The 24,771-nt window shown below is 53.3% G+C and carries 26 protein-coding genes; 6 read left to right on the top strand and 20 right to left on the bottom strand.

The window, feature by feature from the left end:
* Nucleotides 1-104 precede the first annotated feature (104 nt).
* The 3 genes from A8990_RS04020 to uptA all read right to left on the bottom strand — a co-directional run bounded on the left by A8990_RS04020 (nucleotide 105) and on the right by uptA (nucleotide 2,026).
* The gene (locus A8990_RS04020) at nucleotides 105-740 is read right to left on the bottom strand and encodes an MBL fold metallo-hydrolase (protein WP_116187739.1); all 636 of its coding nucleotides are present in this window, start codon (nucleotides 738-740) and stop codon (nucleotides 105-107) included.
* Between the two features lie 7 nt (nucleotides 741-747).
* The gene (locus A8990_RS04015) at nucleotides 748-1,314 is read right to left on the bottom strand and encodes a thioredoxin family protein (protein WP_116187738.1); all 567 of its coding nucleotides are present in this window, start codon (nucleotides 1,312-1,314) and stop codon (nucleotides 748-750) included.
* 103 nt (nucleotides 1,315-1,417) lie between these two features.
* Nucleotides 1,418-2,026, bottom strand: a complete 609-nt coding sequence (gene uptA / locus A8990_RS04010) for an undecaprenyl phosphate transporter UptA (protein ID WP_116187838.1) — start codon at nucleotides 2,024-2,026, stop codon at nucleotides 1,418-1,420.
* A 147-nt stretch (nucleotides 2,027-2,173) separates the two neighbouring features.
* Between uptA and A8990_RS04005 the strand changes: the two genes are divergently transcribed.
* Both A8990_RS04005 and A8990_RS04000 read left to right on the top strand, forming a co-directional pair.
* A complete protein-coding gene (locus A8990_RS04005; RefSeq protein ID WP_116187737.1) occupies nucleotides 2,174-2,620 on the top strand; it encodes a cupredoxin domain-containing protein in 447 nt (148 codons plus the stop codon).
* 62 nt (nucleotides 2,621-2,682) lie between these two features.
* Nucleotides 2,683-2,994, top strand: a complete 312-nt coding sequence (locus A8990_RS04000; RefSeq protein ID WP_116187736.1) for a dehydrogenase — start codon at nucleotides 2,683-2,685, stop codon at nucleotides 2,992-2,994.
* A gap of 95 nt (nucleotides 2,995-3,089) precedes the next feature.
* Here the strand turns inward: A8990_RS04000 and A8990_RS03995 are convergent, their stop codons facing one another.
* From A8990_RS03995 to yyaC, 11 genes are all read right to left on the bottom strand, one after another.
* On the bottom strand, nucleotides 3,090-3,467 hold the full coding sequence (locus A8990_RS03995; RefSeq protein WP_116187735.1) for a hypothetical protein: 378 nt from the start codon (nucleotides 3,465-3,467) through the stop codon (nucleotides 3,090-3,092).
* Between the two features lie 586 nt (nucleotides 3,468-4,053).
* Nucleotides 4,054-4,692, bottom strand: coding sequence for an endonuclease domain-containing protein (locus A8990_RS03990; protein ID WP_245995832.1), 639 nt, complete (start codon nucleotides 4,690-4,692; stop codon nucleotides 4,054-4,056).
* Nucleotides 4,693-4,835: 143 nt separating this feature from the next.
* On the bottom strand, nucleotides 4,836-7,016 hold the full coding sequence (locus A8990_RS03985; RefSeq protein WP_181909384.1) for an O-antigen ligase family protein: 2,181 nt from the start codon (nucleotides 7,014-7,016) through the stop codon (nucleotides 4,836-4,838).
* Nucleotides 7,017-7,215: 199 nt separating this feature from the next.
* Nucleotides 7,216-7,944, bottom strand: coding sequence for a PilZ domain-containing protein (locus tag A8990_RS03980; RefSeq protein ID WP_116187732.1), 729 nt, complete (start codon nucleotides 7,942-7,944; stop codon nucleotides 7,216-7,218).
* 22 nt (nucleotides 7,945-7,966) lie between these two features.
* Nucleotides 7,967-9,049, bottom strand: coding sequence for an HD-GYP domain-containing protein (locus tag A8990_RS03975; protein ID WP_116187731.1), 1,083 nt, complete (start codon nucleotides 9,047-9,049; stop codon nucleotides 7,967-7,969).
* A 32-nt stretch (nucleotides 9,050-9,081) separates the two neighbouring features.
* Entirely contained in the window at nucleotides 9,082-9,768 is a 687-nt protein-coding gene (locus tag A8990_RS03970) for a GGDEF domain-containing protein (RefSeq protein ID WP_181909383.1), read from the bottom strand.
* 19 nt (nucleotides 9,769-9,787) lie between these two features.
* Nucleotides 9,788-11,452 (bottom strand): histidine kinase N-terminal 7TM domain-containing diguanylate cyclase, encoded by a 1,665-nt coding sequence (locus A8990_RS03965; protein WP_116187729.1) that lies wholly within the window; start codon nucleotides 11,450-11,452, stop codon nucleotides 9,788-9,790.
* Between the two features lie 121 nt (nucleotides 11,453-11,573).
* Nucleotides 11,574-12,764: a class I SAM-dependent methyltransferase gene (locus A8990_RS03960; RefSeq protein WP_116187728.1), complete on the bottom strand. Its 1,191-nt coding sequence runs from the start codon at nucleotides 12,762-12,764 to the stop codon at nucleotides 11,574-11,576.
* A gap of 17 nt (nucleotides 12,765-12,781) precedes the next feature.
* Nucleotides 12,782-13,438 (bottom strand): DUF6483 family protein, encoded by a 657-nt coding sequence (locus A8990_RS03955; protein ID WP_116187727.1) that lies wholly within the window; start codon nucleotides 13,436-13,438, stop codon nucleotides 12,782-12,784.
* Between the two features lie 24 nt (nucleotides 13,439-13,462).
* Nucleotides 13,463-14,293 carry an alpha/beta fold hydrolase gene (locus tag A8990_RS03950; RefSeq protein WP_116187726.1) on the bottom strand — a complete coding sequence of 277 codons (831 nt, stop codon included), beginning with the start codon at nucleotides 14,291-14,293 and terminating at the stop codon, nucleotides 13,463-13,465.
* A gap of 36 nt (nucleotides 14,294-14,329) precedes the next feature.
* Nucleotides 14,330-14,878, bottom strand: coding sequence for a spore protease YyaC (gene yyaC, locus A8990_RS03945; protein WP_116187725.1), 549 nt, complete (start codon nucleotides 14,876-14,878; stop codon nucleotides 14,330-14,332).
* A gap of 156 nt (nucleotides 14,879-15,034) precedes the next feature.
* Here yyaC and A8990_RS03940 point away from each other — a divergent pair, with 156 nt between their 5' ends.
* Complete coding sequence (locus tag A8990_RS03940; RefSeq protein WP_116187724.1) at nucleotides 15,035-15,262, top strand: DUF1128 domain-containing protein; 228 nt, start codon at nucleotides 15,035-15,037, stop codon at nucleotides 15,260-15,262.
* A gap of 72 nt (nucleotides 15,263-15,334) precedes the next feature.
* Here A8990_RS03940 and A8990_RS03935 read toward each other — a convergent pair whose 3' ends face one another.
* The 4 genes from A8990_RS03935 to A8990_RS03920 all read right to left on the bottom strand — a co-directional run bounded on the left by A8990_RS03935 (nucleotide 15,335) and on the right by A8990_RS03920 (nucleotide 19,814).
* A complete protein-coding gene (locus tag A8990_RS03935) occupies nucleotides 15,335-15,799 on the bottom strand; it encodes a hypothetical protein (RefSeq protein ID WP_116187723.1) in 465 nt (154 codons plus the stop codon).
* A gap of 201 nt (nucleotides 15,800-16,000) precedes the next feature.
* Nucleotides 16,001-17,581, bottom strand: a complete 1,581-nt coding sequence (locus A8990_RS03930) for a UDP-glucose--hexose-1-phosphate uridylyltransferase (RefSeq protein ID WP_116187722.1) — start codon at nucleotides 17,579-17,581, stop codon at nucleotides 16,001-16,003.
* A 32-nt stretch (nucleotides 17,582-17,613) separates the two neighbouring features.
* Nucleotides 17,614-18,603 carry a UDP-glucose 4-epimerase GalE gene (galE, locus tag A8990_RS03925; RefSeq protein WP_116187721.1) on the bottom strand — a complete coding sequence of 330 codons (990 nt, stop codon included), beginning with the start codon at nucleotides 18,601-18,603 and terminating at the stop codon, nucleotides 17,614-17,616.
* Between the two features lie 35 nt (nucleotides 18,604-18,638).
* Nucleotides 18,639-19,814: a galactokinase gene (locus A8990_RS03920; protein WP_116187720.1), complete on the bottom strand. Its 1,176-nt coding sequence runs from the start codon at nucleotides 19,812-19,814 to the stop codon at nucleotides 18,639-18,641.
* A gap of 191 nt (nucleotides 19,815-20,005) precedes the next feature.
* On the opposite strand from A8990_RS03920, the gene A8990_RS03915 reads away from it, so the two are divergent.
* Entirely contained in the window at nucleotides 20,006-20,863 is an 858-nt protein-coding gene (locus A8990_RS03915; protein WP_116187719.1) for an AraC family transcriptional regulator, read from the top strand.
* Between the two features lie 60 nt (nucleotides 20,864-20,923).
* Here A8990_RS03915 and A8990_RS03910 read toward each other — a convergent pair whose 3' ends face one another.
* Nucleotides 20,924-21,841 (bottom strand): aminoglycoside phosphotransferase family protein, encoded by a 918-nt coding sequence (locus tag A8990_RS03910; protein ID WP_181909382.1) that lies wholly within the window; start codon nucleotides 21,839-21,841, stop codon nucleotides 20,924-20,926.
* A gap of 77 nt (nucleotides 21,842-21,918) precedes the next feature.
* Nucleotides 21,919-22,998, bottom strand: coding sequence for an asparaginase (locus A8990_RS03905; protein WP_116187717.1), 1,080 nt, complete (start codon nucleotides 22,996-22,998; stop codon nucleotides 21,919-21,921).
* 182 nt (nucleotides 22,999-23,180) lie between these two features.
* On the opposite strand from A8990_RS03905, the gene A8990_RS03900 reads away from it, so the two are divergent.
* Entirely contained in the window at nucleotides 23,181-23,360 is a 180-nt protein-coding gene (locus A8990_RS03900; protein WP_116187716.1) for a hypothetical protein, read from the top strand.
* 89 nt (nucleotides 23,361-23,449) lie between these two features.
* Nucleotides 23,450-24,709 carry an NAD(P)/FAD-dependent oxidoreductase gene (locus A8990_RS03895; RefSeq protein WP_116187837.1) on the top strand — a complete coding sequence of 420 codons (1,260 nt, stop codon included), beginning with the start codon at nucleotides 23,450-23,452 and terminating at the stop codon, nucleotides 24,707-24,709.
* Nucleotides 24,710-24,771: the final 62 nt, after the last annotated feature.

Here is a 24,771-nt window from a genome sequence, read left to right as displayed (position 1 = left end):
TGGAACCGGGACCGGCTTCTAATTCCTCTACTTGAACTTTCGTCTTTGTATCTGACACGCGATTGATTCCTCCATCAGCTCATGGAATAAGTAAGGCCGGCTTATTAAGCCGGCACAAAAGGATTGTTTGCCATTTCATAACCGATTGTCGTCTGCGGACCATGTCCGGGATAGACACGAACGCCAGGGTCAAGCTTGTAAAGCTTCGTACGAATCGAATCGTACAGATCGCGTTCTTTGCCGCCTGGCAGGTCGGTACGCCCAACCGACTGACGGAACAGGACGTCACCGCTCAGCAGATGCTCTCCGCATAGCAAGCTCACGCTGCCCGGCGAATGTCCCGGCGTGTGCATAACGCGGAATGTATGGCCGATTAGCTGGAGCTGCTGACCTTCGGACAGCGCATATTCAGCTGGCTCCGTCGTCAGCGGCGGCGTTACATCCTCCCAGCGTGCAGAGCCGTTCTTGCGGGCATCCGTCAGCCAGTCCGCTTCCGCATCATGCAAATAGACGGGACAGCCGAAATTGCGACGAACCTCGTCGACGCCTGCCATATGGTCAAAATGCGCATGCGTCAGCACGATCGCCTCAATCGTCAAGCCGCGCTCTTTGATCCGCTCAACGAGACGCTTCGGTCCCATTCCCGGATCCACTATAAATGCACGCTGGCCGGTTTCCTCGGTGAGAAGGTAGCAGTTCGTTTGCAAGGGGCCGAGCGTGAACGATTCTATCTTGAACATGTCAGGATTAGACCGAAGCGATCAGCTTGCGCAGCTCTTCGATAATTACTTGCTGATACGCCGTACCTTCACCATAACGACGACCCATTTCTTGACGCGCAACAGTAATATTCTCTTGGTAATCCGCTGCTTCGCGGTCCGGATTCGCTTGTTTGAACGCGATCATAACCTCTTGTACATGTGCAGGACGCGGTCCCCACTGGCCAAGCACGTGACCGCCGGTGTCAGCGAGAATGACGACAGGAACAGAACGGCCGCCCATCGTTAGAAACTCGTCCATCGTATCCAAATGCTCTTCCATAATAAGAACATCAACAGGCATCTGAGTCAGCTCAAGCGCTTTGAACACGACCGGGATGTTGCGGACAACATCGCCGCACCAGTCTGCCATCAGAATCAGGCAGCGCAGGTCGTCGCGGTTAGCGATCGACTCGAAAAACTCGCGGTCATCTGCATTCGTCCACTCGAAACGGTTGCCCCAGTCGAGAAAATTTTCTTGATTCTTTGTCATCGTATCGATGAATTGCTGCGGGCTAATACCCTTACCCAATTTATTCGCCACATTCTTCGCCATCGTTATCCCCCTCTTTTCTAAATGGATGGATTGCTTATAATATCCAATTGTATCAAACGGCTTGCCCTCTGCACAAATACCGCCGATTCCCCGTTAGATCCCGTTAGATCGTCTTGCCCTTGCGTTTTATCACTTTGTACAGTACGTAAACGATCAGCAGTGCAATTGCGATCAAAATCGCAGGCTGAATGTACGGCGCCGCCTTCTCGTCGATATTCTCCCAGTTCTCGCCTGCTGTTTTGCCCAAGTATACGAAGAGCAGCACCCACGGAATTGACGCCAGCGTCGTCAGCAGCGTAAACAAGCTGAACGACATTTTGGCCATGCCTGCTGGTATCGAGATAACTTGACGCATAACCGGAACGAACCGCGCTGTAAACACGATGCCTGCTCCATAGCGGAGGAACCATTGCTCGGCGATGTCGAGATGCTTCGGTTTGATTTTGATAAACTTGCCGTATTTCTCGAAGAACGGACGGCCTGCGAAGCGGCCAATCGCGTACAAAATCCATTGCTGCGCCACCGCGCCAATCGTGCCGAATAGGAATGCGCCCAGATATGTAATTTTGCCCTCATACACCAAGTAGCCGGCGTACCCCAGCACAATCTCGCTCGGAATAACTTCAACCATGAGGCCGATCATAATGCCAAAATAGCCAAGTCCCTCAATCCAATGCAGCAGCTTGTCTACGATTTCATGAAATAAGCTCAGGCAATCCAACTCCAATCCAACTAAAAATTTGTAATGGCTTCTTACGGTATTCTAGCACACTTGCAAACCTGCTTTAAAGCAAAGTCATTGCTGCCTAAACCTATGCATAGACTAGCTATCATATTCTGTGAAAGCTGGTGGGCGGTTATGTCAAATATTTTTGTCATTAGCAGAAAACAGCTGTGGCTGTTTTTCCTCGTGGTGATGGTGATGATCACGGCCGCTTTTGCGCTGAGATGGAACCAATCGAGGGCCACGCTTGCAGATGCACAAGGGACAAGGGTCATTCAGCTTGTAACCGGCGAGTTCAAGACGAAGACCGACGATGGCAAAGAGCTTGAGGTGTACAGATTCGATCCGGGCACGATTGTCGTGAACAAAGGCGAGCATGTCGAGCTGCGGATTACGGGGGTGAACGGGAAATCGCATCCTTTTGTCATCCACGAGCTTGGGGTTAAAGGTGAGATCAATAAAGGCCAAACGACGACGGTGCACTTCACTGCGGAGCAAAAAGGGACATACCCTATCCTCTGTCTTACGCATACCTCCCTCGCTAACGGCGGTCCGATGATCGGGTATATCGTGGTGCAGTAGGGGGACTTGTGACCAGTCCGACTCGGGACGCATATATAGGGGTAAGAGAGGAGTCGGTGACGATGAAATCCGCTGCCCCGAAGCATAATTCGGCTTATCCGAGCGCACGCAAGGTTAGACGCGCCTGCCAGAATGAGCTGTACCGTACGGTGAAAAGACTCGGTGTCTATATCCCGAAAGAGAAGATTGAGCAAGCTGAGAAGCTGTACTTGGAGAAAGTGACGTTCAGTCTCCACTTCATTCATGAGAACGCCAGCAACCGGAAGCTGCTGTCCGACTGGTGGGACGAGAATGTGAGCGCCGAAATCGCCGCATTATGGGAAGTCGATCAAGCGAAGCTGTGCGCAGCGTTCCGCGATGCTTTTGGCGGATGAGGCTGCGGGATACGGTCATCGAAAAAAGGAACAGCAGCACAAGCTCTCCCAAAGAGCCGTGCTGCTGTTGTCATAAATGAGGGATATGCTGTCTGTTAGCCAATGATGGCATACGCTGCGACCCCGCGCGGGATCGTGCGAGTACGGAATAATACTCCGTTTGCATTGAAGGTACGGATAGTGTAGGAGACATTAGTCGGCGTTCCGATATTGTTGAAACGTACAACGCCGAAGCTGTCGAAGGAAGCTGTCGAGACCAACACGCCGTTCCGGAATAACCGTGCGAAGAAGCCCGTCGTATCGAACGGAACGCCGTTCCGGTTAACCCATACAACTGTAAGGCGGTTAAATGTTGGATTGGAGCTGGAGCCGCCGCTTGGAGTATTGCAGCAGCTTTTTTGTACCGACTTGCGAATGACTCGACCCGTACTTGCTGGATTGTAAAGTAATGGTTTTACGCGTTTAGTAGCCATAAATGATCACTCCTTTCGGGTTTTGCTATCATCATATGCTAGAGCCCCTTTAATAGAGTGGACAAACCATGGAGGTGATTAGCCTATTTTTGGTGTGGGGGGTGGTGGGAGATCCTTTAAGGGAACCCTTAAACCCAAGCCGTCTGCCTTTGCTGCGCTTCCAACACCATTCCTCTACTTTGCTACCTTCTAAGCTTTATTTCAAAACCACTCAACTGATTGGCCACCCAAAACCCGAAACTCCCAGACTCCCGGCCTTCTGAACCTCCCATCCCACCCTCCGGCCATCCAACCCTCTAAACCTCCCATCCCACCCTCCGGCCATCCAACCCTCTAAACCTCCCGCCTACCGAAGCTATAATGGATAAATCCACTCATTTCAGCCCAAAAACGAGAAAATGCGGGGCTATGTTGGATAAATCCACTCATTTTTCGGCAAACGTGCTGAAATGGGTGATCTTCAGACAAAATGAATGGAAATATCCAATATAGATCGCTGTTTTGCCCGAAAATGGCTTTCTATGGTGGAAAAATCCATTACACGTGAGAAGTGGGAGTCCCAGCTGGCTATTAGTTAGTCGACGATTTATCCAACGATATGCTCGAGCGCCCCTTGCTTCAGAGTAAATTTCCGTATCACGCGTCCTCGGGAGGCGGGTTCGAGAAACTGTTTCTCCATCAATGAGGCAAGATGCTTCCTTATTGTCCGGTAATCGAAGCCGAACTCATCTCGAACATCCTTCGGCCGAAGCGAACGGCCAAGCTTCCAAGCAAGGCGAAGGATATCTTTTTCTATTCGGGTTGTAGATTGAATGCTGTCACTTCTCAACAAATACGGACTAATCGCCAACTGCAGTAACGTTCGGCAAATCTCGGGGCGACTTTGGATGTCGTCGAAAGAGAAATGGAGCATTTTCCAGCCTAGTCCTGTGAGAAAGGTGTCGCGATTCAAGGCATAGCTGAATTTCTCTCTATCCATTTCTTTGACATGGCTTTGATAGCCATCGACTTCGATCCCGAATCGGCAGATTGATGTTACAAAAGCAAAATCAAGAAACATTGACTTGCGGTTCCAATCATACACCTCGAACTCCGGATGCAATTGCTCGAAGGAACCAAACACCGGCCACCATACATTTTGCAAAAATAACTTCTCTGCAAATTGATGTCCTCTCAGCAACCTGCCTTTTCTCTCACCGAAGCGGTCTGCTGCATGCTGTTCCATAAACAAGCTATGCCGCTGTTCAAATGTACTCATTGCTTCTCATCCTCCTTTTGAAAATAAAAAAAAGAACGTCCGACTGCCATCGCTGGCTTTCGGACGTTCTTCGTCTTAATTTCCACTTTATCACAAAGTGGATGAGTGAGCTATGGGGTGAAAATTGCTGCTTGCGTAGCACTCGAGTCAGCGATAGGCTCCTCGACCGGCGCTTTCCCCGCCGGAGAGCCGAATTGGAGCAGCAGCCGGCGGCTTTGCTCCGCTGCTGCTTGCGCTGCTGGCGTGACCGCAAATTTGCGGCTGTTCACGCCGAGCGCTTGTTGCTCTTGCGCCTCGTACGCTGCGAAGAAGGTGACGGCCGAATCCGCGGCCACCCTCGCGTCATCGAGGCGCCCCGCAGCTCGCATCCCGACGGCGAGCTGCGACATCGTCACGACCGCTTCAGTCTGATGCTCCAGACTGAAGCGGTCGTAGCGCAGTGCAAGGCACATATAGTGCGCTGCGCCTTGCACATCACTCCGCTCGGCCGCCAATTGGCCGAGCGCCCACAGCAGCGGCACGGACTGCGGCTCATACCGCAGCCCGGCCGCGAGCAGCACCGCCCGTTCCGGCGGCGGTGCCAGCTCTGCCAGCTCGATGCGAATCCGCGTCCAATACGGATTCGCATCGAGCCCCGCGCGTAGCGCGGCTAATGCTGCTTGCGCACTACCCGAGGCTGCAGAGGCGGCCTCGCGGTACTGCACGGCGCGATCGAACCGCACGCCGAGCACGGCGGCGGCGGCAAGCCAAGCCGCGGCGGCCAGCAAACCTAGCCGCCGCCACAATCTCGCTATCGCAACCCGCTCGCGCTCGCTCCCCATCCCATACACCACAAAACCAACCAGCAGCAGCCAATAATAGCCGAACGACATGTCGAAGTCGACCGCCGCATGAAGCAGCAGCACGCCAATCGGGACGAGCACGATTCGATCCGCCTGCCACACTCGCTTTAAGAGAACAATCCCAATCACGGCAAATACGATCAAACCAAGGATGCCTAGATCCAGCGCAAGCTCCAAGTACCCGCTATGCACCTCATTGCCGACATAAGGCTGCGACTGCACCTGAGTAAACAGCATGCGCCAGCTCTCTCCGCCTCTCCCCAGCAGCGGGGCACGCCGAATAAGTGTCCACGCATCGTGATAGAACAGCCCCCGCGCTCCAGCTGTCTCATACCCTCCGCTCAATCGGCCACGAAGCATAGAGGGCAGAAGCAGCGCCACACAAGACAGCCCTACCAACAAACCACCCCATGCGCCAGTTCTAAGGTACTTCGCCGGGGCATGCATCAATAATGATCGCCAGGCAACAAACCCGCCGACCGCAGCTGCGGAGATTACAACGAGCCACGCAATCTCCCCAATCCTAGCCGTCGCATGCTCACCGCGCATACCGCTCCCAACGATCAACCGATATGCAAACACCGCACAAACCAACATCCAACCGCTGCAGAGCAGCCAAGCCATCCGGTTAACAACAAGTCTCGATACGGTCCATGCAGTTATGTCCGCCGTACTCCCATTCTCTCCCGCTCCCATTGCCTGTGCTGTCTCCCTTACGTTCGCCCTTCCTATCTCTCCCCCTCCTCCAACCAACCACCATCCCACCAGCCACCCCGCCACCGTCACAAGCCAAGCCCCGCGGGACTCCGTGAGCAGCAGTACGAGTGCAGCGGGAACAATACCTGCCGAAGCGACGACCAACGTCATGACCCGGCGGGTCCGTACAGTGTGGATGAGGAACCATAACAAGTAGGCTCCCGCAACCGCTCCCAGAAAGTTCGGGTATTGCATGAAGCCCGCGAGCCTGCTGCCGACTGCAGATAGCCGTGAGTCGCTTGTAATCAGCACAATATCGGGAAATGTGACAAGTCCCATCCAGCCGGCCAGAGCGCCAATAATAACAAACAAACCAGAGGCATGTAAGGCCGCCGCCAGATAGACACGAAGCCGCTCACTACCGAACCAGCACAATAATGCACTCATGAAAGCTCCATATGCCGTCCAGCGAAGCGCTTGTTCCATACTGCTAAGAACGGAAGCGGGATGGTGCACCAACGCCAGCACATATAGAAGCGCGATGAACAGCAGCCCATATGCCGGAGTAAGCGTCCGTTCAGTCTTCGGCATCCATATCCAATGAACAACGACATCGAGAGAGCTGCCGGCAATAATAAGCCATTCCCAGCGGAAGAAATCCGTATCGAAAAACATTCCATATCGGTACGCGCAGCCAGACAGGACGCAGGCCGCAAGCAACGCCATTAGCACCGGTAAGCCAACATTTCTCATAGCCACACTCCCCCTGATTGGTCCGCCAATTTCTTCCTTTATTAACCAATTGTAGCACTTTCCTCGAGATAAAAAAAAAGACACCCCGGATGCCAAACATCCGACCTGCGTCTTCTCATTCATTCCATCTATCATTTAATCATTCATTGAATCATTCTTTCAATCATTCAATGATTCAATGCATCACCTAGGCATATCATCAACGCTTCTTGGAAGCCTTATCCGCCTTATCTTGCTTAAGCCTGAAATAAGCCTCGACCTGCGCTCGGAGCAAATAGGCTCTTAACGCCCGCCGCTGCTGCTCATTCAAAGCATGGAATCGTGCACCGTAGAATTTCCCGTCTCCCTGATCCTCTACCCGGATAATGTCCAGGCCGCATTCGAAGTTGAAGCCGAGCTGCAGGGATACTTTTAAAGCCTCGCCCCTCTTAAGATCCGCGCTGCCGCCCGAAAAAACAAAACCGATACCCGAGTCGCTAATATTGCGGACCGAAATATCGAGACGATCCTCAGCTTCCACCAACGCTTCGCCTTCACTCGTCTTTACCATTCTCGAGAGTGTCCGCACGATGTTCCCGTTCGCCATTACAGCGATACGGGGCGATTCGCGCTTCTCATCCAGCCCTTCAAGCGAACGTACGGGGAAAATAACTGCGAGCGAACCCTCTGCCTTCGCGATTACGGTCGACTGCAGCCGGTGAATGCCCACGGGAGAGTATATGGTCATGCTAACCGGATCGCCGAGTTCAAAGTTTTTGAACTCCGTCATTTCGATTTCCATCATGTCGCCTTCCGCATGAGCGAGTATGCCTGTCGATACATACCCTTCTTTCTCAACGACTGTACGACTATGAAGGAGCGCTTTGGTGGAAAAGGTTGGTTTACCCGTGTTGAAGTGATCTTTGGCTCGATGGTTTAAGCTTGCCATTATTGATGTTCCCCCTTCCCCGTTACAGCTCCTTTGTAATCATCAAATTCTGTTCGTTCTTCAAATCGATCTCATAAGCTTCAGCAGGCGCCGAGCCGTTCGCTTCCCGAATCACTCTTACGACCGGACGACTTACCGCGAGCTGATCATTGCGAACGACAACTGCAATTTGTCCTGTGCTGAGCATGACGGTTGTCGCTACCGGATAGATCGAAATATGTTTGCAGAACAGTTTAATCAGATCGATGTTGAAGTACGTATTGCCTGCTGCAAACAGAAACTCGATCGCCTCTGAGGGCGTATGGCGTTTCCGGTGTGGCCTTGGCGAAGTTAGCGCGTCGTATACGTCCGCAATCGCAACAATCTGAGCATATTCATGAATGCCGTCACCCTTCAGCTTGCGCGGATAACCGGAACCGTCATAACGCTCGTGATGCTGAAGTGCGCAGTGCGCTGACAGCAGAGAAATATCATGGTTGACACGAATCAGATTGAAGCCGTCTTCCGTATGCTTTTCCATGAGCAGACGTTCTTTGTCGGTAAGGGCACCCGACTTCATCACAATTTCTTTCGGCACTTGCGTCATCCCGATATCAAACAGCAGAGCGCCCATGCCAAGCTCTTCAAGCTGATTGCGATTGTAGCCTTTCGCAAGCCCCATGATGCCCGCCAGAATAGCTACGTTCAGCGAGTGCTGGAACAAGTAGCTGTCCGCCACATGGATGTTCGTTAAGCTGACCATTATATCTTCGCGGCGAACGAGGTCCTGCATGATGTCGCCGAAAACTTTGCGGAAATTCCGTCCAAGGTCCGGGGCAATCGCCCGGCCTTTTATAACTGGCTGGTCCATGAGTGAAGTCATCGTTTTGTAAATCGTATCCGATGCGGATTTCTGCGTTGCGTCTCGGATTGCCGTCGTTGGCTCTAATCCTTCTGTGAGCGGGTCATCGATAAAAAGCATGTCGATCCCAAGTCCAGCCAGCCGATCAATAAAGCGCTGACTTAGCTCTACCCCGACTCCAAGCAAAATGTTCCCGTTCTCTTGGTGAATTGGGCGGGCAAGCTTTTCCCCGGGTTTAACCGAGTTAATGTGAACTTTTCTCATCGTTGTTCCCGCCTTTTATCGCTTACTGCATATTACGCTTGCAACGCTGTCGGCTCGGTCGCTTGCTTCTTGCGCAAATATTTGTCGGCATACATCCGTTTATCTGCGCTTTGCGTAAGCTGGCATAGATCTGTGCCGTGTTCCGGATACGCAGCATGTCCGACTGAAACCGACAACCGTAGGCTAGTCTTGAGCGAAATGCTTTGAAGCTGTTCATGAATTTGATTCAATAGTCTTTCCACATGTTTCTCATCGGCATAAGGGCAAATCATAATAAATTCATCGCCGCCCCAACGTCCGGTAATCTCGCCTCGATCACCGCATTGCTTCAGCCCCTCTGCAATAGCAGCAAGAACCTTGTCACCTTGCATATGACCGTAGCGATCATTAACTTCCTTGAAATCATTCACATCGAGCATCATCACGGTCATTCTTTTCCGTTTGCGCTCGGCCTGCCGCAGCAGCATCTTGAAGTTGGCCTCTATAAAGCGACGATTATACACATCCGTCACACTATCCATTGTCGCCTCAAACTTGAGGCGGTCATACTTGGTTCCAAGAAACAATCCGAAAGAAAATATCGCCGTCGCAAAAGCAGAGACGCCAATAACGACAGGGAGCAGCATATGTGCATGACTTGCCAGTACACTTAAGCCGCCTGCTGCGGCAGTTAATCCTGTAGCAATGGCCAGCGCGGTATTCCGTCCATGATGCGACACTTGCTTGCCCCCTCGTTCGTTACAGATTGACAACCCGGTTACGTCCGTCATCCTTCGCGCGATATAGCGCTGAATCTGCTTTCAAGAACAATTCCTTCAAATATTCCTTAATGTCATCATACTGCTGATGGAACGGTTCTTCCACTGCTATCATACCCATACTGACCGTGACCGAAATAGGAGAACGGCCTCGTCCGAGCTGAATGAAATTCCCCTCTACCGCTTCACGGACGCGCTGCGCAAGCATCTCCGCATGTTCCCTTGTCGTGTGCGGCATGTAGAGCGTAAACTCTTCGCCGCCGTAACGTGCCAATATATCGGTTCGCCGCAGCGATGAACGAACCGCTTCAGCCGTGCGTCGAATGACTTCGTCGCCGACAATATGCCCATACGTATCATTCACTTGCTTGAATAAATCGATATCAAAGAGGATGAGTGCAAAAGGAATCTTGTATCTTAAATTCGTTAATACCTCATGTTCGAGCTGCTGCATGAGATATCTGCGGTTAAAACAGCCAGTTAAGCTGTCCGTAATCGCCATCTGCTCCAGCTTGCGATTCGCTTGGAACAGCTCGTCCTGCATGTAAATGAGGGCACGGTTCCGCTCCTGAAGCGAGGAATTATGCTCCTGCGATTTCAAGATAAGCGACTTCAGCTCCGTAATGTCCTGGAACGTTATCACTCTGCCGATTCGGCGCCCGCCCACGATAACCGGAGCAACATGCAGGGAGAAGAATTTCGTCTGCAGCTTGTCATGTTCGATGACAATTTCCGTCTGAATCCGTTTTGAAGGCTGATGCTGATACATGTGCAAGAACGATTCTTCACTTGCTGCGTCAGTCGAATAGCCTGCAAGCAGCTTCGCCATATTCAGCTTCTCGCCGACGCGAATACGAAAGAATGGACTCATAATCCGGTTCATCTCGATGACCTGATCGTGCTCGTCCAGTACAATGACGCCGACAGAGAGCGTATCGACAACGTCCTGGTGCGCGATTTTGACGAGGTCGAGCGTACGGTTCCGCTGCAGCGCAAATACAAAATAGAGATTCGACGTGACGATGCCAAGCGAAGTAAGTCCCGGTATAACCGGCAGCCATGGATCAAGCACGACATTCACGACCATGTCCAGCAAAGACAGCGATACGAGGATAATGATGCCGATCAGCGCGTTGACGATGCTGACCCGGTCTTCCTGCTGCGCTTTACGTAAACGGTAAGTTCCCAGCAGCATTCGGACAGAAATCACATAATAAGAGATTAGCAGCGCAGCGAGCACCCAAAAGATCGGGCCATAAATTCGCTCGGTGTAACTCCCGTCAACCGGCCGCATGAATAGCTCTGCCGGATTCCATACGACAAAAACCGACATGATCAAAGAAGGCAAAACCATGTACGCTAAAAACTTACGGCTTGGCCGATAGGCAGCGTTCACTAAAAACTTAGTAAACAGAAGCCACCCAAAGCCAAGCATCGATAAACAGACAAAGGAAGTATTAATGAATATAATCTGGAGGTTTGGATTATCTGTTGTGTGGACACCGACTTGGCAAATCGGCCAGAACATCATGAAGAAGTGGAACAGCAAATAAACCTTATGCTGCGTCGTTATGACGTTGAATGTAAAGACATAGATGAAAGTTACCAACAAAAATATGAATAGGCTAATATCAAACCCGGTCATCAGTCCCATATTCTCCACCCAAATCAGAAAAAAAATGTTTTCTATGTAAAAAGGCTCGGGACAAATAGCATAGATGCAGATTTATTCTATCATACCCATTATTTGTTCGACAATAACTTCATTACTGCGGCAAGCGCTCACCTAGCGCCCGCTCTAAATATGGCGATACTCTCAGCATATCCCGGAACACGACATATTCCTGCCATTTACGGGTTTGATCGGCTGTCGCAATCCCCCCCCTTGTCCGAACAGCTCGAATGAGCATATTTTTCGGCGTATGCTCCGGATCGATAAATTCAAGCAGCTGTGTTCGGTATCCGAGCACTTCGAGCAGCTGTGAGCGGATTGCATCCGTTGCAAGCGCGGAGAAACGCTCCTTCAGCAAGCCGTGCGACAGGAGCGGCGACATCGCTTCATTCTCGATTTGGCGGAACAGCTCATGCTGGCAGCAAGGGACCGACAGGATGACGGAAGCACCCCACTCCACTGCTTTCACAAGCGCTGCGTCCGTAGCCGTATCGCAAGCATGGAGCGTCACGACCATATCGACTTCCGACTGATCCTTATACTGCGCGATATCGCCCACCTGGAAGCGAAGACGGTCATAGCCGAGCTTGTTCGCAAGCTCCTGGCAGAAGGCAATTACGTCCGCTTTCAGATCAAGCCCAACGACGGAGATTTTCCGCTGCTGTTTCACCGCAAGCAAATGATAGAGGGCAAACGTCAAATACGATTTGCCGCAGCCAAAATCGACGATCGTAATTTCACGGTCCTCCGGCAAATAGGGCAGCACATCGGTCACCATTTCGAGGAAGCGATTGATTTGGCGGAATTTATCCTGCTTCTTCGCTGCTACATTGCCATCCTTCGTCATAATGCCAAGCTCAACAAGGAACGGGGCTGCTTCGCCTTCTTGTACGACGCGCTGCTTCTGCCGGTTATGAGCAAGCGATTCCGGCTCCGCCTTCACGGTTGAAGGCTTCGTCAGCACAGTTGCTTTGCCCTTCTTGGAGAACAGCAGCTGCACATCCGCCGCATTCGTCTTAATGAGCGCTTGACGGTAATTCTGCTCAAGCCACGTAATCATACGGTCAGCCGCATCCGTCTGCGGCACATTCTCATGCGTCACTTTATTGCCGACATAATATTGAAACTGATAGTGCAGCTCGCCTCTCAGCTCAATCGGCCTGATCACAGTCTTGGCAGGGACATCCCCGTCCTTGCGCCGCTGCTGGCTGAAAGTCGCCTGTCGCAGCTGCCGTTCGCGCACCCATTCCGTTACATCCTGCTGCCATTGTTCCATTTGATCCATCTTCCTATGTTCAGCTCCTAGTTCACTTCGGTCTTTCTTGCAGCTTGCTCCAAGCCTTCGGCCACTTCATCGCGCGGCAGCCCGCCGGCGATTAACGATTCATCCGGCAGCAGCAGCAATCTGCGATAGAAATCAACGGCGTCCTCCGGAATCAACACACCGTCTTCAAGCAGCTCATACAGCACATTCTCGGCTTCATCATAACGCCCGTCGCCTTCATGCCACTCGTACATAAGCAGCCTCGTCGCTTCCGGAAGCTCATAAACATCGAGCTTCGCGGCCATTTCCGCCGCTTCCTCGGAAGGCGTCCGCAGCATGGCCGGCGCGTCCAGCAGCGAAAGACGCATGAACAGATGGAACGCCTTCAGCTGCAATGCAAAAACTTGATCCGTCCGGCCAAGCTCGTTCAATATTTCCGATTCTTCCTTTATTAGCAGCGCAATGGCGTGCAAATTCGCCGTTTCGACGACACCGTGCAAGGTCATAATCCGCACCAGATCGGCGTCCGACAGCTGCTTAATGACTTTGCTGTTCATCCGAAACTTGCGGTCGAGCAGCTCATCGATGACGAGAAGCGCTTCCTCCTGCTTGCGCTGCTGACGCAGACCCATCACTTGACCGGCGACTTCGCTCATTTGCTCAATCATGCGCATGAAATAATCTCTTTGAAACAACAGGACCCTCTCCTCTCCGTGGAGCTAAATCTCGTTTATAAAAGCAATCAGCGCTTCAGCCAGCTCGGCCGGCGATTCTGCCATACTCATATGGCCCGAACCTTCCAACAGTACCTGCGTTACAAGCGGGCCATCAATGGTAAACGTATTCGCTGGCGCGATGACTGCATCCTCGGAGCCTGCAACGAGCAGAATCGGCATGTCCAGCTGCTCGAGAACCGCCGTACGATCTGGCCGGGCCTTCATCCCAAGCGCAGTCGCTGCAGCTGCGGAAGCTGAAGCCTCGTAGCCAATCTCCGTGATGTGAGTCACGGCTTGCTTCATGGAATCCCGATGCGCAGGCGAGAACAGCTTCGGCACAAGTCCTTCGACGAAAGGACGAATGCCATTCTCCTGCAGCGCTCCCGCCGCCTTATCCCGATTGCCCTTCGCTTCCTCGCTGTCCGGCTTCGCTGTCGAGTGGACCAGACTGAACGATGCCAGCTTCTCAGCATGCTGCTCGGCGAACGCGAGCGAAATATAACCGCCAAGCGAATGGCCAAACAAACGGATGCGCTCGATGTTCAGTTTCTCCAGCAGTGCATGCAGATCCGCAGCAAACTCATCCATCGCATATGGCGATTCATCCGGAGCTGAGCTTCGGCCATGGCCGCGAAGATCCGGAACGAGTACACGACCGTGCTTCTCAAGCGCCGGTACGACTTCCTCCCAATATGCAGAGCTTCCGCAGAAGCCGTGCAGCAGAACGATGACTGGCTTCGCTTGCTCCCCAGCACCGGAATCATAGTAAGCTAGCTGCTGCCCATTCGGTAATTGAACCTGCTCATTCGCCAAAGAAAGCTGTTTCGTTGTCATCTGAAGACACATCCTTTTTATCATAAAATCGAACGATTACGATTCCTGCCAAGCCTCAATAATCCTATCTGCAACGGCACGTGCCATACCCATCACTTCATATAAGGATGCGTGCTGGATCGCCCAATAAGGCTTCACACTGCTCGGAGCAACAATGCCTGCAATGCTATAGTCCCCGATTGGCTGAAGCCGCTTCCCGACAGCCTGGGCTGGATAGAGCGGCCCCCTTGCAATGATGTAGCTCGGCGTCTCATCCTTCTTCCCTAAGCTCGCGTCAACCGCAACGATTGTACGTTCACGCGGGATCGCTGCCGTAAGCGCCTCATAGCGGTCTGAGTCGCACGGATGCGCCAGCGTACCGATTACATGCGGGAATCCCGCTTCCGCAAGCATCGTGCCGACCCAAGGGCCGAACGAGTCTCCTGTCGAGCAGTCCGTCCCAATGCAGACGAATGCGACGTTCTCCCGATTCGGGAACTGCGCGGCCGCTTCGCGAAGCAGACCACATACACCTTCAATCGTTACACGTTCCCGGCTGACCGGATCCGAATGCCGATATTTTCGCAGCTTAGCCCCATTGCCCATCTGTACAAAATCTCCTCTACCTGCTCTCGTTCCTCATTGTACCCGAAATCATCCGGAAGCTTCAAATAACCTTGTATGATATGCCATAGCAAACGCAGCAGCAGGCATGATACAATACGTTCAAGCTATCTAAGATACGTAAGGAGGAATACCCGAATGAGAAACTTGGCAGAACCGAATCAAGCCAACATCGAATTCATGATCGATACGATCAAGAACAAGCTGCGCATGGCATCAGGCGCTGCAATGCAAGCATCCAACTTCAGCCTGGACAGCTATGAGGATCTGAAGGATGTATACGAGATCGTAGCGAGCAAAGATAAATTCAGCATCAGCGAAGTAGAAGCCATCGTCTCCGAGCTTGGACAGCTGCGGGAGAAGTAATCATCCACGTCTATGATCATCCGTACATAAATAAAACCGAGCGCTGCTGGCGCTCGGTTTTATTTATTATGGCTATTGCTCTTCGATATCCGATTCGGAGGACGCCGCCGGCACCGCACGGGATGCGGAGATCGACATCTTAATTGTAACCGCTTTATGTTCACCTTTTAGAAAGTGAGCCAGTCGCTCCAGTTTATCTGCAAGCTCTGGTCCGTTCAGCGTTACATTCAACTCATAGCCGAATTGATCTGCAGGAACCGAACGCTCATGTAAGGCATAGCCGGCAGATGTATAGGCATCTGCGCCTAATCTTGCCGACATCAGCTGCTCCGGCGAAAATTTATCCGATTTATTCACGACACGCTCATAAATCCGAAGTTTCTTCAGCAGCATGTAATATTGAGCGGAGTGCTTAAAACCCCAAGCATCTCGGATATCTTTCAGCGTGTAATCCATCTTCCACTGCTTCAGCTTTTCAACTTGCTCATCACTCGACAGCGCTAAGAAGGCATCGATTGGAATAATAGGAATCGGCATGTGAATGTCCCCCCAGTTATCGTTATTTTGCTTTACATAATTATTTTCGACGTAACTTCTAAAGTTCCTTTTTTTTATATTAAATTATACCAATAAAAATGTGATGTATTTGTGAAATATCACGAAATGGACAAAAAAGAAGCCTTTCTCCCTATTGTTTAATTTTACTTAACAGGAGAAAAGCTTCTTATTTTACGATTATTACGCCTTTGTTAATCCGATCGATTTCAAGAATCTGAAGAAGGCTTCCTGACCTTCCGCCGTACGCTTATAGACGCCCGCGTCCTTCAGCACTTCAAGAAACTTGCCGCCGACTTCACCCGTCAACAGCGCTTCGGCTTGCTCCTTCTTCAGCGTTCCGCCATGCTCCGCAACCAACGACTCGATCCAATCCGCATGCTTGCCAAGCACGCCGCTTCGCACCGCAGTACTGTCGTACGCAGCTTCACCAGTCAGCAGTGCCGCAATCTGTTCCAGTTCGGATTTGAGCCTGCCTGGCAGCACCGCAAGACCCATCACCTCAATGAGGCCGATGTTCTCTTTCTTGATATGGTGCAGATGCGGATGCGGGTGGAAAATGCCATCCGGGAATTCATCGTTGGTACGGTTGTTGCGCAGCACCAGATCCATCTCATACTGCCCGTCGTCACGCAGACGCGCGATCGGCGTGATCGTATTGTGCGGAATACGCTCTCCGTCCTTCTCGGTGAATGCCCCAATGTTAGCATCCGCGTCGCTGTATTCGCGCCATGAGTCAAGGATATGGCCTGCTGCCTTAAGAACAGCCGCTTTGTCAGACCCGCTGAGCCGAACAACGGACATTGGCCAAGCTACCGTACTGAACGTTAAGCCTGGTACGGATGGATCAACGAACGTCTGCTCAGTTGGCGCCAGCTCCATCGGGAATACATGGCGGCCTGCCTGAAAATGATCATGGTTCAGAATCGAGCCGCCGACTATCGGCAAATCCGCATTCGAACCGATAAAATAGTGCGGGAATGCATCGACGAAATCGAGCAGACGCGCGAATGAATCCCGTGAAATCCGCATCGGCACATGCTTGCTGTGGAACACAATGCTGTGCTCGTTATAGTACACATACGGCGAGTACTGGAAATACCAAGCATCTCCTTGCAGCTCCAGCGGAACGATACGCAAGTTTTGGCGGCCGGGATGATCCGCGCGACCGGCATAACCGACGTTGTCCGGGCAAAGCAGACATTTGGGATAATGGCTCGGCGCCATCGTCTTCAGCAGCGCGATTTCCTTCGGATCCTTCTCCGGCTTGGAGAGATTGATCGTAATCTCCAGCTTGCCATAATCGGTCTCATGCTGCCAATATTGGTTCTTGGCAATCCGGTCCATCCGAATGTAGTTCGAATCAATGTTAAGCCGGTAGAAATCATCCGTCGCCTTCTTGACGCCCTCTTGCTCGGCCGTGCGCTTGAACTGTGCAGCCGTCTCGGACGGACGTGGCATGAGCAGTCCCATAATGCGCGAATCAAGCAGATCGCGGAAGGTAAGCGTATTGTCTTGGATTAATCCAATCGATGAGCCGTAATCGAGCAGCGGCTCAAGCAAGGTTCCGGCACTCTCCAGACGCTCCTCCGGTACCGGACCGCCGTACGCTTCCGTCAAACGGAATAGATCAAGCAGCGCATTGCGTGCGCCGTATTCATCAAGCGTTGAAGCGAGCATGCCGCGCTGCGCTGCAAATTGCACGAGCCGTTCGATTAGAATGAGCACATCCTCCGTGCTCGGTACTTTATTCTGTTCAGTCATCTGAAATGCTCCTCTCTTTGCAGCTTCACGCTCTATTGCTTGTTGTAGCCCGTCGGATTCGCTTGATGCCATGCCCACGCGCTGCCAATGATATCTTCAAGTTTGTTGCGGGAAGGGCTCCAGCCAAGCTCGGTACGCGCGCGATCCGAAGAAGCGACCAGCACCGCAGGGTCGCCTGCGCGGCGCGCTTCAATAGCAGCCGGGATCTCGCGGCCGGTAACCTGACGAGCAATGTCGATCACTTGCTTCACGGAGAAGCCCGTACCGTTGCCCAGATTGTAGATCGCACTGTCTCCGCCACTGCGGAGGCGATCAACCGCCAGCACGTGCGCGTCTGCCAAATCGCTGACGTGAATATAGTCGCGGACGCAAGTGCCGTCCTCCGTCGGATAATCATCCCCGAAGACGGAGATGTGGCTGCGCTGACCCAGTGCAGTTTGCAGAATAAGCGGCACAAGATGCGTCTCCGGATTGTGATCCTCGCCGATTTTGCCGCTCGCATGCGCGCCTGCCGCATTGAAATAACGGAGCGATACATACTTGATGCCGGATGCGGCGTCGAACCATTTCATCATTTTTTCCATCGCGAGCTTCGTTTCGCCATACGTGTTCGTCGGCAATGTCCGGTCATTCTCGTGAATCGGCACATTCTCCGGTTCGCCGTACGTAGCTGCCGTGGACGAGAACACAATCCTCTTCACTTCGTACTGGTTCATTTTCTCCAGCAAGCACAGCGTGCCGTACACGTTGTTGTGATAATATTTGCCCGGGTCCTTCATGCTCTCGCCAACAAGCGAATTCGCCGCAAAATGGATGACCGCGTCGATGCTGTTCTCGCCAAAAACCGTGTCCAGAAACTCGCCGTCACGCAAATCCCCGACGTACAGCTTGCCGCCAAGCACCGCATCTCTATGTCCCTGCTGCAGGTTGTCGACGATAACGATTTCTTCGCCGCGCTCCAGCAATGCCGCTACTGCATGCGAGCCGATATAGCCCGCGCCCCCTGTTACTAGAACTGCCATAGTTTCTCTCCCTCTCTATTGTTTAATTTGTATCATTAAGACAGTCGCTCTACGCCATTGCCGATCGTGCAAACGTAGAAGTCTGCTGTCAGTCCTGTTGCTGCTGTATATTGACGTCCAACTTCTGCCTTGAATGTCTCGATGCTGTCCTTGTGTACAAGCGATACTGTACAACCGCCGAAGCCTGCGCCTGTCATGCGGGAGCCGAGTACGCCTGGCACTGTGCGCGCTGCCGCTACCATCGCGTCAAGCTCGTCGCCCGTTACTTCGTACAGGTCGCGCAGCGAGTCGTGGGAAGCGTTCATGAGCTGGCCGAATGCGTCCAGATCATTCTCCTTCAGCACCTTGATCGATTGCAGAACGCGGTCGATCTCTTCAATAACGTGCTTCGCGCGCTTCAGTACCACTTCGTCCTGAATAAGATGCTGGTTTGCGTTGAACTGCTCTACAGACAGCTGACCGAGCAGCGTCACTTCAGGGAAAGCAGCCTGCAAATCTTGAACAGCCTGCTCGCATTGGCTGCGGCGTTCATTGTACTTCGAATCCACCAGTCCGCGGCGCTTGTTCGTGTTGCCGATAACGAGCTGGTAGTCACCGGACTTGAATGGAACGAGGTCGTATTCGAGCGTGTCGCACATCAGCAGAATCGCGTGATCCTTCTTGCCGTTCGCCACCGCGAACTGGTCCATGATGCCGCATTTGACGCCGTTGAACTCATTCTCCGACTTCTGCGACAGAAGCGCGATTTGAACAGTGTCTGTTGCAAGACCTGACACCGTAAGCAGCGCGTAAGCTGTTACGACTTCGATGGAAGCCGAGGACGACAATCCCGCGCCATTCGGAATTTCACCGTGATACAGCAGGTCGAAGCCGCTCGCGAACGTTACGCCGCGCTGCTGAAGCTCATTCACAATCCCTTTCGGATAGTTCATCCAATCATCCGCTTCATCATAAACAATCGGCGAAATCGGCAAATGCTTGCTCGTTGCTTCGAAGTTCGTCGATGCGAGGCCGAGTTGATTGTCTTCACGCTTGCGGATCAAGAGAGTCGTGCCGAAAGTGAGTGCAGCCGGGAAAACGTAACCGCCGTTGTAATCCGTATGCTCGCCGATCAGATTAACGCGACCCGGCGCATGGAATACAGCGATTGGCTCCGCTGACTCCCCGTATATGTTCAGAAACTGATTCGTCAATTGTTCGATGTTAGCCATGAATTCATACCACTCTCTTTCGTATTGTAGTTGAATGATTCTAGGTTCAGTATAGCGGATGAAACGGTTTTGCAAAATGGCATGATGTGCAGTAAGCATGGAATTTTGTGACTTCATGAAGCGCTAGCGCTGCGTTTTATGCTACAATTACCAGTAACATTCAGATGTCGTAAACGAAGGAGTTCAGCCTTATGGAGCTTATTCCGACCTACTCCGTGCTGTCCAATCCCGTGCCGGATGAACATGGTGATATATATGTGTTGTTCTCTGGCGAGAGCCAGACGAAGCCGAGTCACGTCATCGGACCGAAAGTATATGACTTCTATCTCATGCACCATATCTTATCCGGTACGGGGACGTTCACGTACGCCGGAGCCGTGCATGAGCTGCAGGCAGGGCAAACCTTCCTCATTCATCCCGACCAGCTGATCAGCTACGCCTCGAGCGAAGACAATCCTTGGCGATACCGCTGGATTGCGTTCGAGGGCGCGCGCGCGGCTGGACTCGTCGCCGGTGCGGGGCTGGATACCGTGGTCCCGATCATCGACACCGGGAAGAATCCGCGCATCGGCGTGCTGTTTCACAGCATCCAGCGTTCCTTCCGGATCGGCGGGCCTGCGACAAGCTTGCGCGCGACCGGCTACTTGCACCTGCTGTTCGCCGAATTCGGCTCCGCGCAGCATGGCGAGGACGCCGCGTCGCAGCAGCGCGGCTCGGACAGCGAAATGCTGACGAGCCAGGTCATCCGCTACTTGTCGACGCAGTACGCCGAGCCCATCTCGATCGAGAACATGGCGGAGACGCTTGGCTATAACCGCGCCTATCTGTCGCGCATATTCAAGCAGCAGACCGGCATTACGCCGGTGACGTTCCTGCTCAAGCTGCGCATCGACAAGGCGCATCTGCTGCTGCGCGAACGGCTGGAGCTGACGATCGAGCAGATCGCGGCGTCCGTCGGCTTCCAGGACCCGCTCTACTTCTCCAAGCAATTCCGACGCCTCTACGGGCAGTCGCCTACAGCCTATCGCGAGGCAATGAAGCTGCTGTGAATGGACACATGTAGATATGGAGATATAGAGATATAGAGATATGGCGATATGGCGAGTCCACTAGACCATCAGCTTCGCGAACCGCTCCGATATTTCGATGCCTTCCTGCCAGTTGTCCCCGCCGTCTTCAATCGTCCAGCATGCTTCGAGCACGCCGCGGGCGATGCCCCACCGCGCAATGCGGCGCGGGTCAAGACCGAGCCGCTCTGTCATGATCGCGACGCGTCGGCGCAAGACGGCGTCCGGGTCGCCGCCACGTTCTTTATGATTAAGCAAGTATTGCAGCGTCTCGAAATGAACGTCGCCAACGATCCCTTTCGGATCGATAACAGCCCACTCGTCCTCCCCTTGCCTTAAAATATTTTCATGATGCAGGTCTCCGTGAATCAGCACCGTTTCCGTAGTGGATGCGAGAAGCTCCTCCAATGTTTGTTCAGCTCCTGTAAGCCAATGCTCAGGCAACGGCCCTCCTTCGCCAGCTTGGCTGAAGCGGCTGCGATAGCGGGCTATGGCTTCGAACCATCTCCGCATCGTCATGAAATGGCTCGCTTCTCCTTCAAACGGACAACGAAGCCGCTCCGATACTTGGCAGAAAATCTCAGTCGCTTTCTTGTCGTCCTCTATTGTGGACAACCGCGTGCCGGGAATCGCACGTTCGAGCACTGCAGCGCCAAGCTCGTCCTCCCACTCGAGCACCTGGACGGCTCCTCTGCCGGCAAAAGCTTTCATCGCACGTATTTCCTGTGCGAGCTCGTCCTTCAAGAAAGCAATCTTGAGCACGATCGGCTTGCCCTCCTGAGTCGTGCCATGCGCAATATAGTTGTAAGACAAATTATCGAACGGCGCTTCCAAAGTAATGCCGAACTGCTCCTCGCAGCGGGCAATCAGATCGGAAAGCGACTGCACCCATGCTTCTACCCGCAAGCCGTACAAATCCACCATACTCGAGTTGAAATGATCCGGAACCAATGTCCTCATGCTTTTGATCGATCTCCTCTCCATAAAAGAAGCGCCAAGCTGCGGGCTATGCTATGCCTCCACTTGGCGCTTCATAATTAATCCCGCTCCAGCGTCACGCACGCTTCGCGGCAGCCGACCAGCTGCCCGGCATCGTTGCGCAGCTCCGGCGAGATCTCGCTGCGGATGCGGCTGGCGAGCTCGCCGCCGAGCTTCAGCTGCTCGAGCACGGCGCACACCGCCTCCGGCCAAGCCGCTTCGCTGCCGTCGGCGAGCTTGATGCAAGCCGCGAGGCGCTCCTTGCGCAGGGCGAAGACGAAGACGCCCTGCGCCCCGCTCTTCGCGACGACGTTCCCGTCGCCGCGGCCGAGCATGACGCTCGCCAGCCGGTCCGGCCCCTCCACGAGGGCCGGATGGCTGGCCATCGCAGCGGCGATCCGCCTGGCCGCTGCGCCGATTGCGGCGAGTTCCCCCGCCGCCTCTTCACCGCTGCCCCAGGCAGCGAAGCGCGCATAGATGAGCGCGAGGCGCCACAGCGGCAGCGCGAACACCGGCAAGCCGCAGCCGTCGATCGCCGTCTCGACGGCTTCCGGCTGCACGTCCGCGATCGCTGCGACGATGCGCAGCAGTTCCTGCTGCAGCGGATGCTCCGGCTGCGTATACGTCTCCATCGGCCAGCCGCGCAGCTTGCACAGCGCGAGCATGCCGATATGCTTGCCTGCGCACACATGGTACAGCTTGCGCGGGCTTCCTCCGCGCGCGAGCAGCGCATCGCGCGCCTGCGCATTCGCCGGCAGCGCGGCGCCGAACGCAAGCTGCTCCTCCAGCACGCCGGTTAGCGCCAGCATCCGCTCGAGCACCGCGATATGTTCAGGCGTGCCTTGATGCGAGGCACACATTAATGCGATCGCGTCATCGCAAAGTCCATAAGCTTCGAGCACGCCGCCTAATAGGCTCGGCAATGCTTGAATCGGCTTCGCCGTGGACCGCAGGAAATTAAGAATATTCGCGTCCCCGGCATGCGCGAGCAGCTTCCCGTCAGCGGAAACGACGGCTGCATGGCCGCTGTGAACATTTTCAACGAATGCGCCTCTAGTCGTCAGGACGAGCGGGACGCCCAGTACGTCGATTACCGCCGGATTTTTGTCTGTCACCGTATTACTTTTTGCAGTATTCAATCATCATCCGACCTTTTCCATCATGTATGTGCTTCGGCTATGTTACAGCCTATTCTTGCTGCTTGTCACCTGTCCATCGTTTCAATGCGGGATAAAAATGGTTATATACTTGCAAGCCGATCAAGTATGTAACAAGAAGCTTGTCTCCTCTCATACCCTAGTATACCAAGGAGTTGATGATCATGGAAAATCCGATCCCAGGCGGTGCTGGACGCAGAACGAAAGCAATAAAGGAAGTGCTGAACGGCTCAATGGTTCACGACTTCCAAGACATGCAGCAACTTGGCGCAGACATGCAAGCCATGAAGACGAACAGCCAGCTGCTGGAGGAAGGGCTTGTGCCCGATCCGATTCAAGATTAGATACATGTTAGCGGAGGAGATCCTTACGATCTCCTCTTTTTTTGTGTCAAATTGGGGCATAGTAGGCAGGAGGAGGCATGATTGTCATCATGAAACATCTGCACGAAGGGCATCTCTATTGGCCCGAAACGATGAAGCCGCAGCAGCCAGCAGTCTACCCTCAGCTAGCTGAGGCGATTACGACGGATGTTGCCATTATCGGCGGTGGTATGTCGGGGGCCATATGCGGCTACATTCTGTCCCGCAGCGGACTTACGACGGCACTGTTCGAACGAGGTCAAATTGGCTCAGGCAGCTCACTCGCGAACACGGGCTTGCTCCAATATTGCAACGATATTATGCTGTGCGACTTGGCGGATCAGATAGGCGAAGGAGCCGCGGTCCAATTCTACAAAGGCTGCAAACAAGCGGTCGAGCAGCTCGGCGAGCTGGCAGCCGAGCTAGGGACAAGCTCCGAATTCGCAAGCAGGAGCAGCCTGTACTTCGCGAGTACAGAGCAGGACGTACCTAGACTGAAGCGTGAGTATAAGCTGTTAAAACAGCATCAGTTCGAGGTCGAATACTTGGAGCCGGAAGAAATCGCTGCCCGGTTCTCGTTCCGTAAGCCCGGTGCAATTGTGACGCATGGCGATGCGTCTGTTAATCCATCTCGGTTCGTGCACAGCCTGATCGATTCAGCTGCCAAACGGTTCGGGCTAGCCGTCTTCGAGCAGACGGAGCTAAGCACCGCCAAACGTTCTAATCCAGGAAACAGAGACAGCAGCAGAGGCTGGCATATACTTAAAAGTTCGACAGGGTACGAGGTTCGGGCGAAGCATGTCATCTATGCCGTTGGTTACGAGCCGGAAGAACTGCGCGGCAAGCTCGTGAAGTCAGTGATGAATCGCACCTATGCGATTGTGACAAGCCCTCAGCCGGAGCTGTACGAGATGTTCAGTCGATACTTGTTCTGGGAAACGGCACGGCCCTATTCCTACATGCGTTTTCTGGAAGACAAGCGGATGATTGCAGGTGGAGGGGATGATGAATCGAAGGTGCTGCTGACCAGCGAGAGCGCGCTTCGAAAGGAATCCGAGAAGGTGCTCGGCTTCATTGAAGGACTATTCCCTACTATCCAAGCGTCGATCGACTACGAGTGGAATGCCACCTTCGCCTTATCGCGCGACGAGCTGCCTTTCATCGGGGCAGATCCCCATACTCCTGGCATCTACTACTGCCTCGGCTACGGAGGCAACGGTACTGTCTACAGCATGATGGGCTCGCATATTCTGCATCATCTTATAACAGGCCGCGACCATCCGCTCGCATCCATCGTTGCTCTGGATCGCGCGTCGCTGCTGAAGGTGTGAGCTTTCCGTATTGAATTGCTAAATTGCTGAATTGCTGAGAGATCCTTTCCGATCTCTCAGCC

Source organism: Paenibacillus taihuensis (assembly GCF_003386535.1).
Lineage (GTDB): Bacteria > Bacillota > Bacilli > Paenibacillales > Paenibacillaceae > Paenibacillus_Z > Paenibacillus_Z taihuensis.
This window is presented reverse-complemented; position numbering and strand designations above follow the sequence as displayed.

Excerpts from the sequence above, each read along its gene's own strand:
- A8990_RS03950 (WP_116187726.1), bottom strand. The coding sequence starts at position 14,293 with ATGACAACGAAACAGCTTTCTTTGGCGAATGAGCAGGTTCAATTACCG.
- galE (WP_116187721.1), bottom strand. The coding sequence starts at position 18,603 with ATGGCAGTTCTAGTAACAGGGGGCGCGGGCTATATCGGCTCGCATGCA.
- A8990_RS03940 (WP_116187724.1), top strand. The coding sequence starts at position 15,035 with ATGAGAAACTTGGCAGAACCGAATCAAGCCAACATCGAATTCATGATC.
- A8990_RS03900 (WP_116187716.1), top strand. The coding sequence starts at position 23,181 with ATGGAAAATCCGATCCCAGGCGGTGCTGGACGCAGAACGAAAGCAATA.
- A8990_RS04005 (WP_116187737.1), top strand. The coding sequence starts at position 2,174 with ATGTCAAATATTTTTGTCATTAGCAGAAAACAGCTGTGGCTGTTTTTC.
- A8990_RS03915 (WP_116187719.1), top strand. The coding sequence starts at position 20,006 with ATGGAGCTTATTCCGACCTACTCCGTGCTGTCCAATCCCGTGCCGGAT.
- A8990_RS03935 (WP_116187723.1), bottom strand. The coding sequence starts at position 15,799 with ATGCCGATTCCTATTATTCCAATCGATGCCTTCTTAGCGCTGTCGAGT.
- A8990_RS03910 (WP_181909382.1), bottom strand. The coding sequence starts at position 21,841 with ATGAGGACATTGGTTCCGGATCATTTCAACTCGAGTATGGTGGATTTG.
- A8990_RS03965 (WP_116187729.1), bottom strand. The coding sequence starts at position 11,452 with ATGACCGGGTTTGATATTAGCCTATTCATATTTTTGTTGGTAACTTTC.
- A8990_RS04015 (WP_116187738.1), bottom strand. The coding sequence starts at position 1,314 with ATGGCGAAGAATGTGGCGAATAAATTGGGTAAGGGTATTAGCCCGCAG.
- A8990_RS04000 (WP_116187736.1), top strand. The coding sequence starts at position 2,683 with ATGAAATCCGCTGCCCCGAAGCATAATTCGGCTTATCCGAGCGCACGC.
- A8990_RS03990 (WP_245995832.1), bottom strand. The coding sequence starts at position 4,692 with ATGGAACAGCATGCAGCAGACCGCTTCGGTGAGAGAAAAGGCAGGTTG.
- A8990_RS03895 (WP_116187837.1), top strand. The coding sequence starts at position 23,450 with ATGAAACATCTGCACGAAGGGCATCTCTATTGGCCCGAAACGATGAAG.
- A8990_RS03995 (WP_116187735.1), bottom strand. The coding sequence starts at position 3,467 with ATGGCTACTAAACGCGTAAAACCATTACTTTACAATCCAGCAAGTACG.
- A8990_RS03975 (WP_116187731.1), bottom strand. The coding sequence starts at position 9,049 with ATGAGAAAAGTTCACATTAACTCGGTTAAACCCGGGGAAAAGCTTGCC.
- A8990_RS03960 (WP_116187728.1), bottom strand. The coding sequence starts at position 12,764 with ATGGATCAAATGGAACAATGGCAGCAGGATGTAACGGAATGGGTGCGC.
- A8990_RS03920 (WP_116187720.1), bottom strand. The coding sequence starts at position 19,814 with ATGGCTAACATCGAACAATTGACGAATCAGTTTCTGAACATATACGGG.
- A8990_RS03930 (WP_116187722.1), bottom strand. The coding sequence starts at position 17,581 with ATGACTGAACAGAATAAAGTACCGAGCACGGAGGATGTGCTCATTCTA.
- A8990_RS04020 (WP_116187739.1), bottom strand. The coding sequence starts at position 740 with ATGTTCAAGATAGAATCGTTCACGCTCGGCCCCTTGCAAACGAACTGC.
- yyaC (WP_116187725.1), bottom strand. The coding sequence starts at position 14,878 with ATGGGCAATGGGGCTAAGCTGCGAAAATATCGGCATTCGGATCCGGTC.
- A8990_RS03980 (WP_116187732.1), bottom strand. The coding sequence starts at position 7,944 with ATGGCAAGCTTAAACCATCGAGCCAAAGATCACTTCAACACGGGTAAA.
- A8990_RS03985 (WP_181909384.1), bottom strand. The coding sequence starts at position 7,016 with ATGAGAAATGTTGGCTTACCGGTGCTAATGGCGTTGCTTGCGGCCTGC.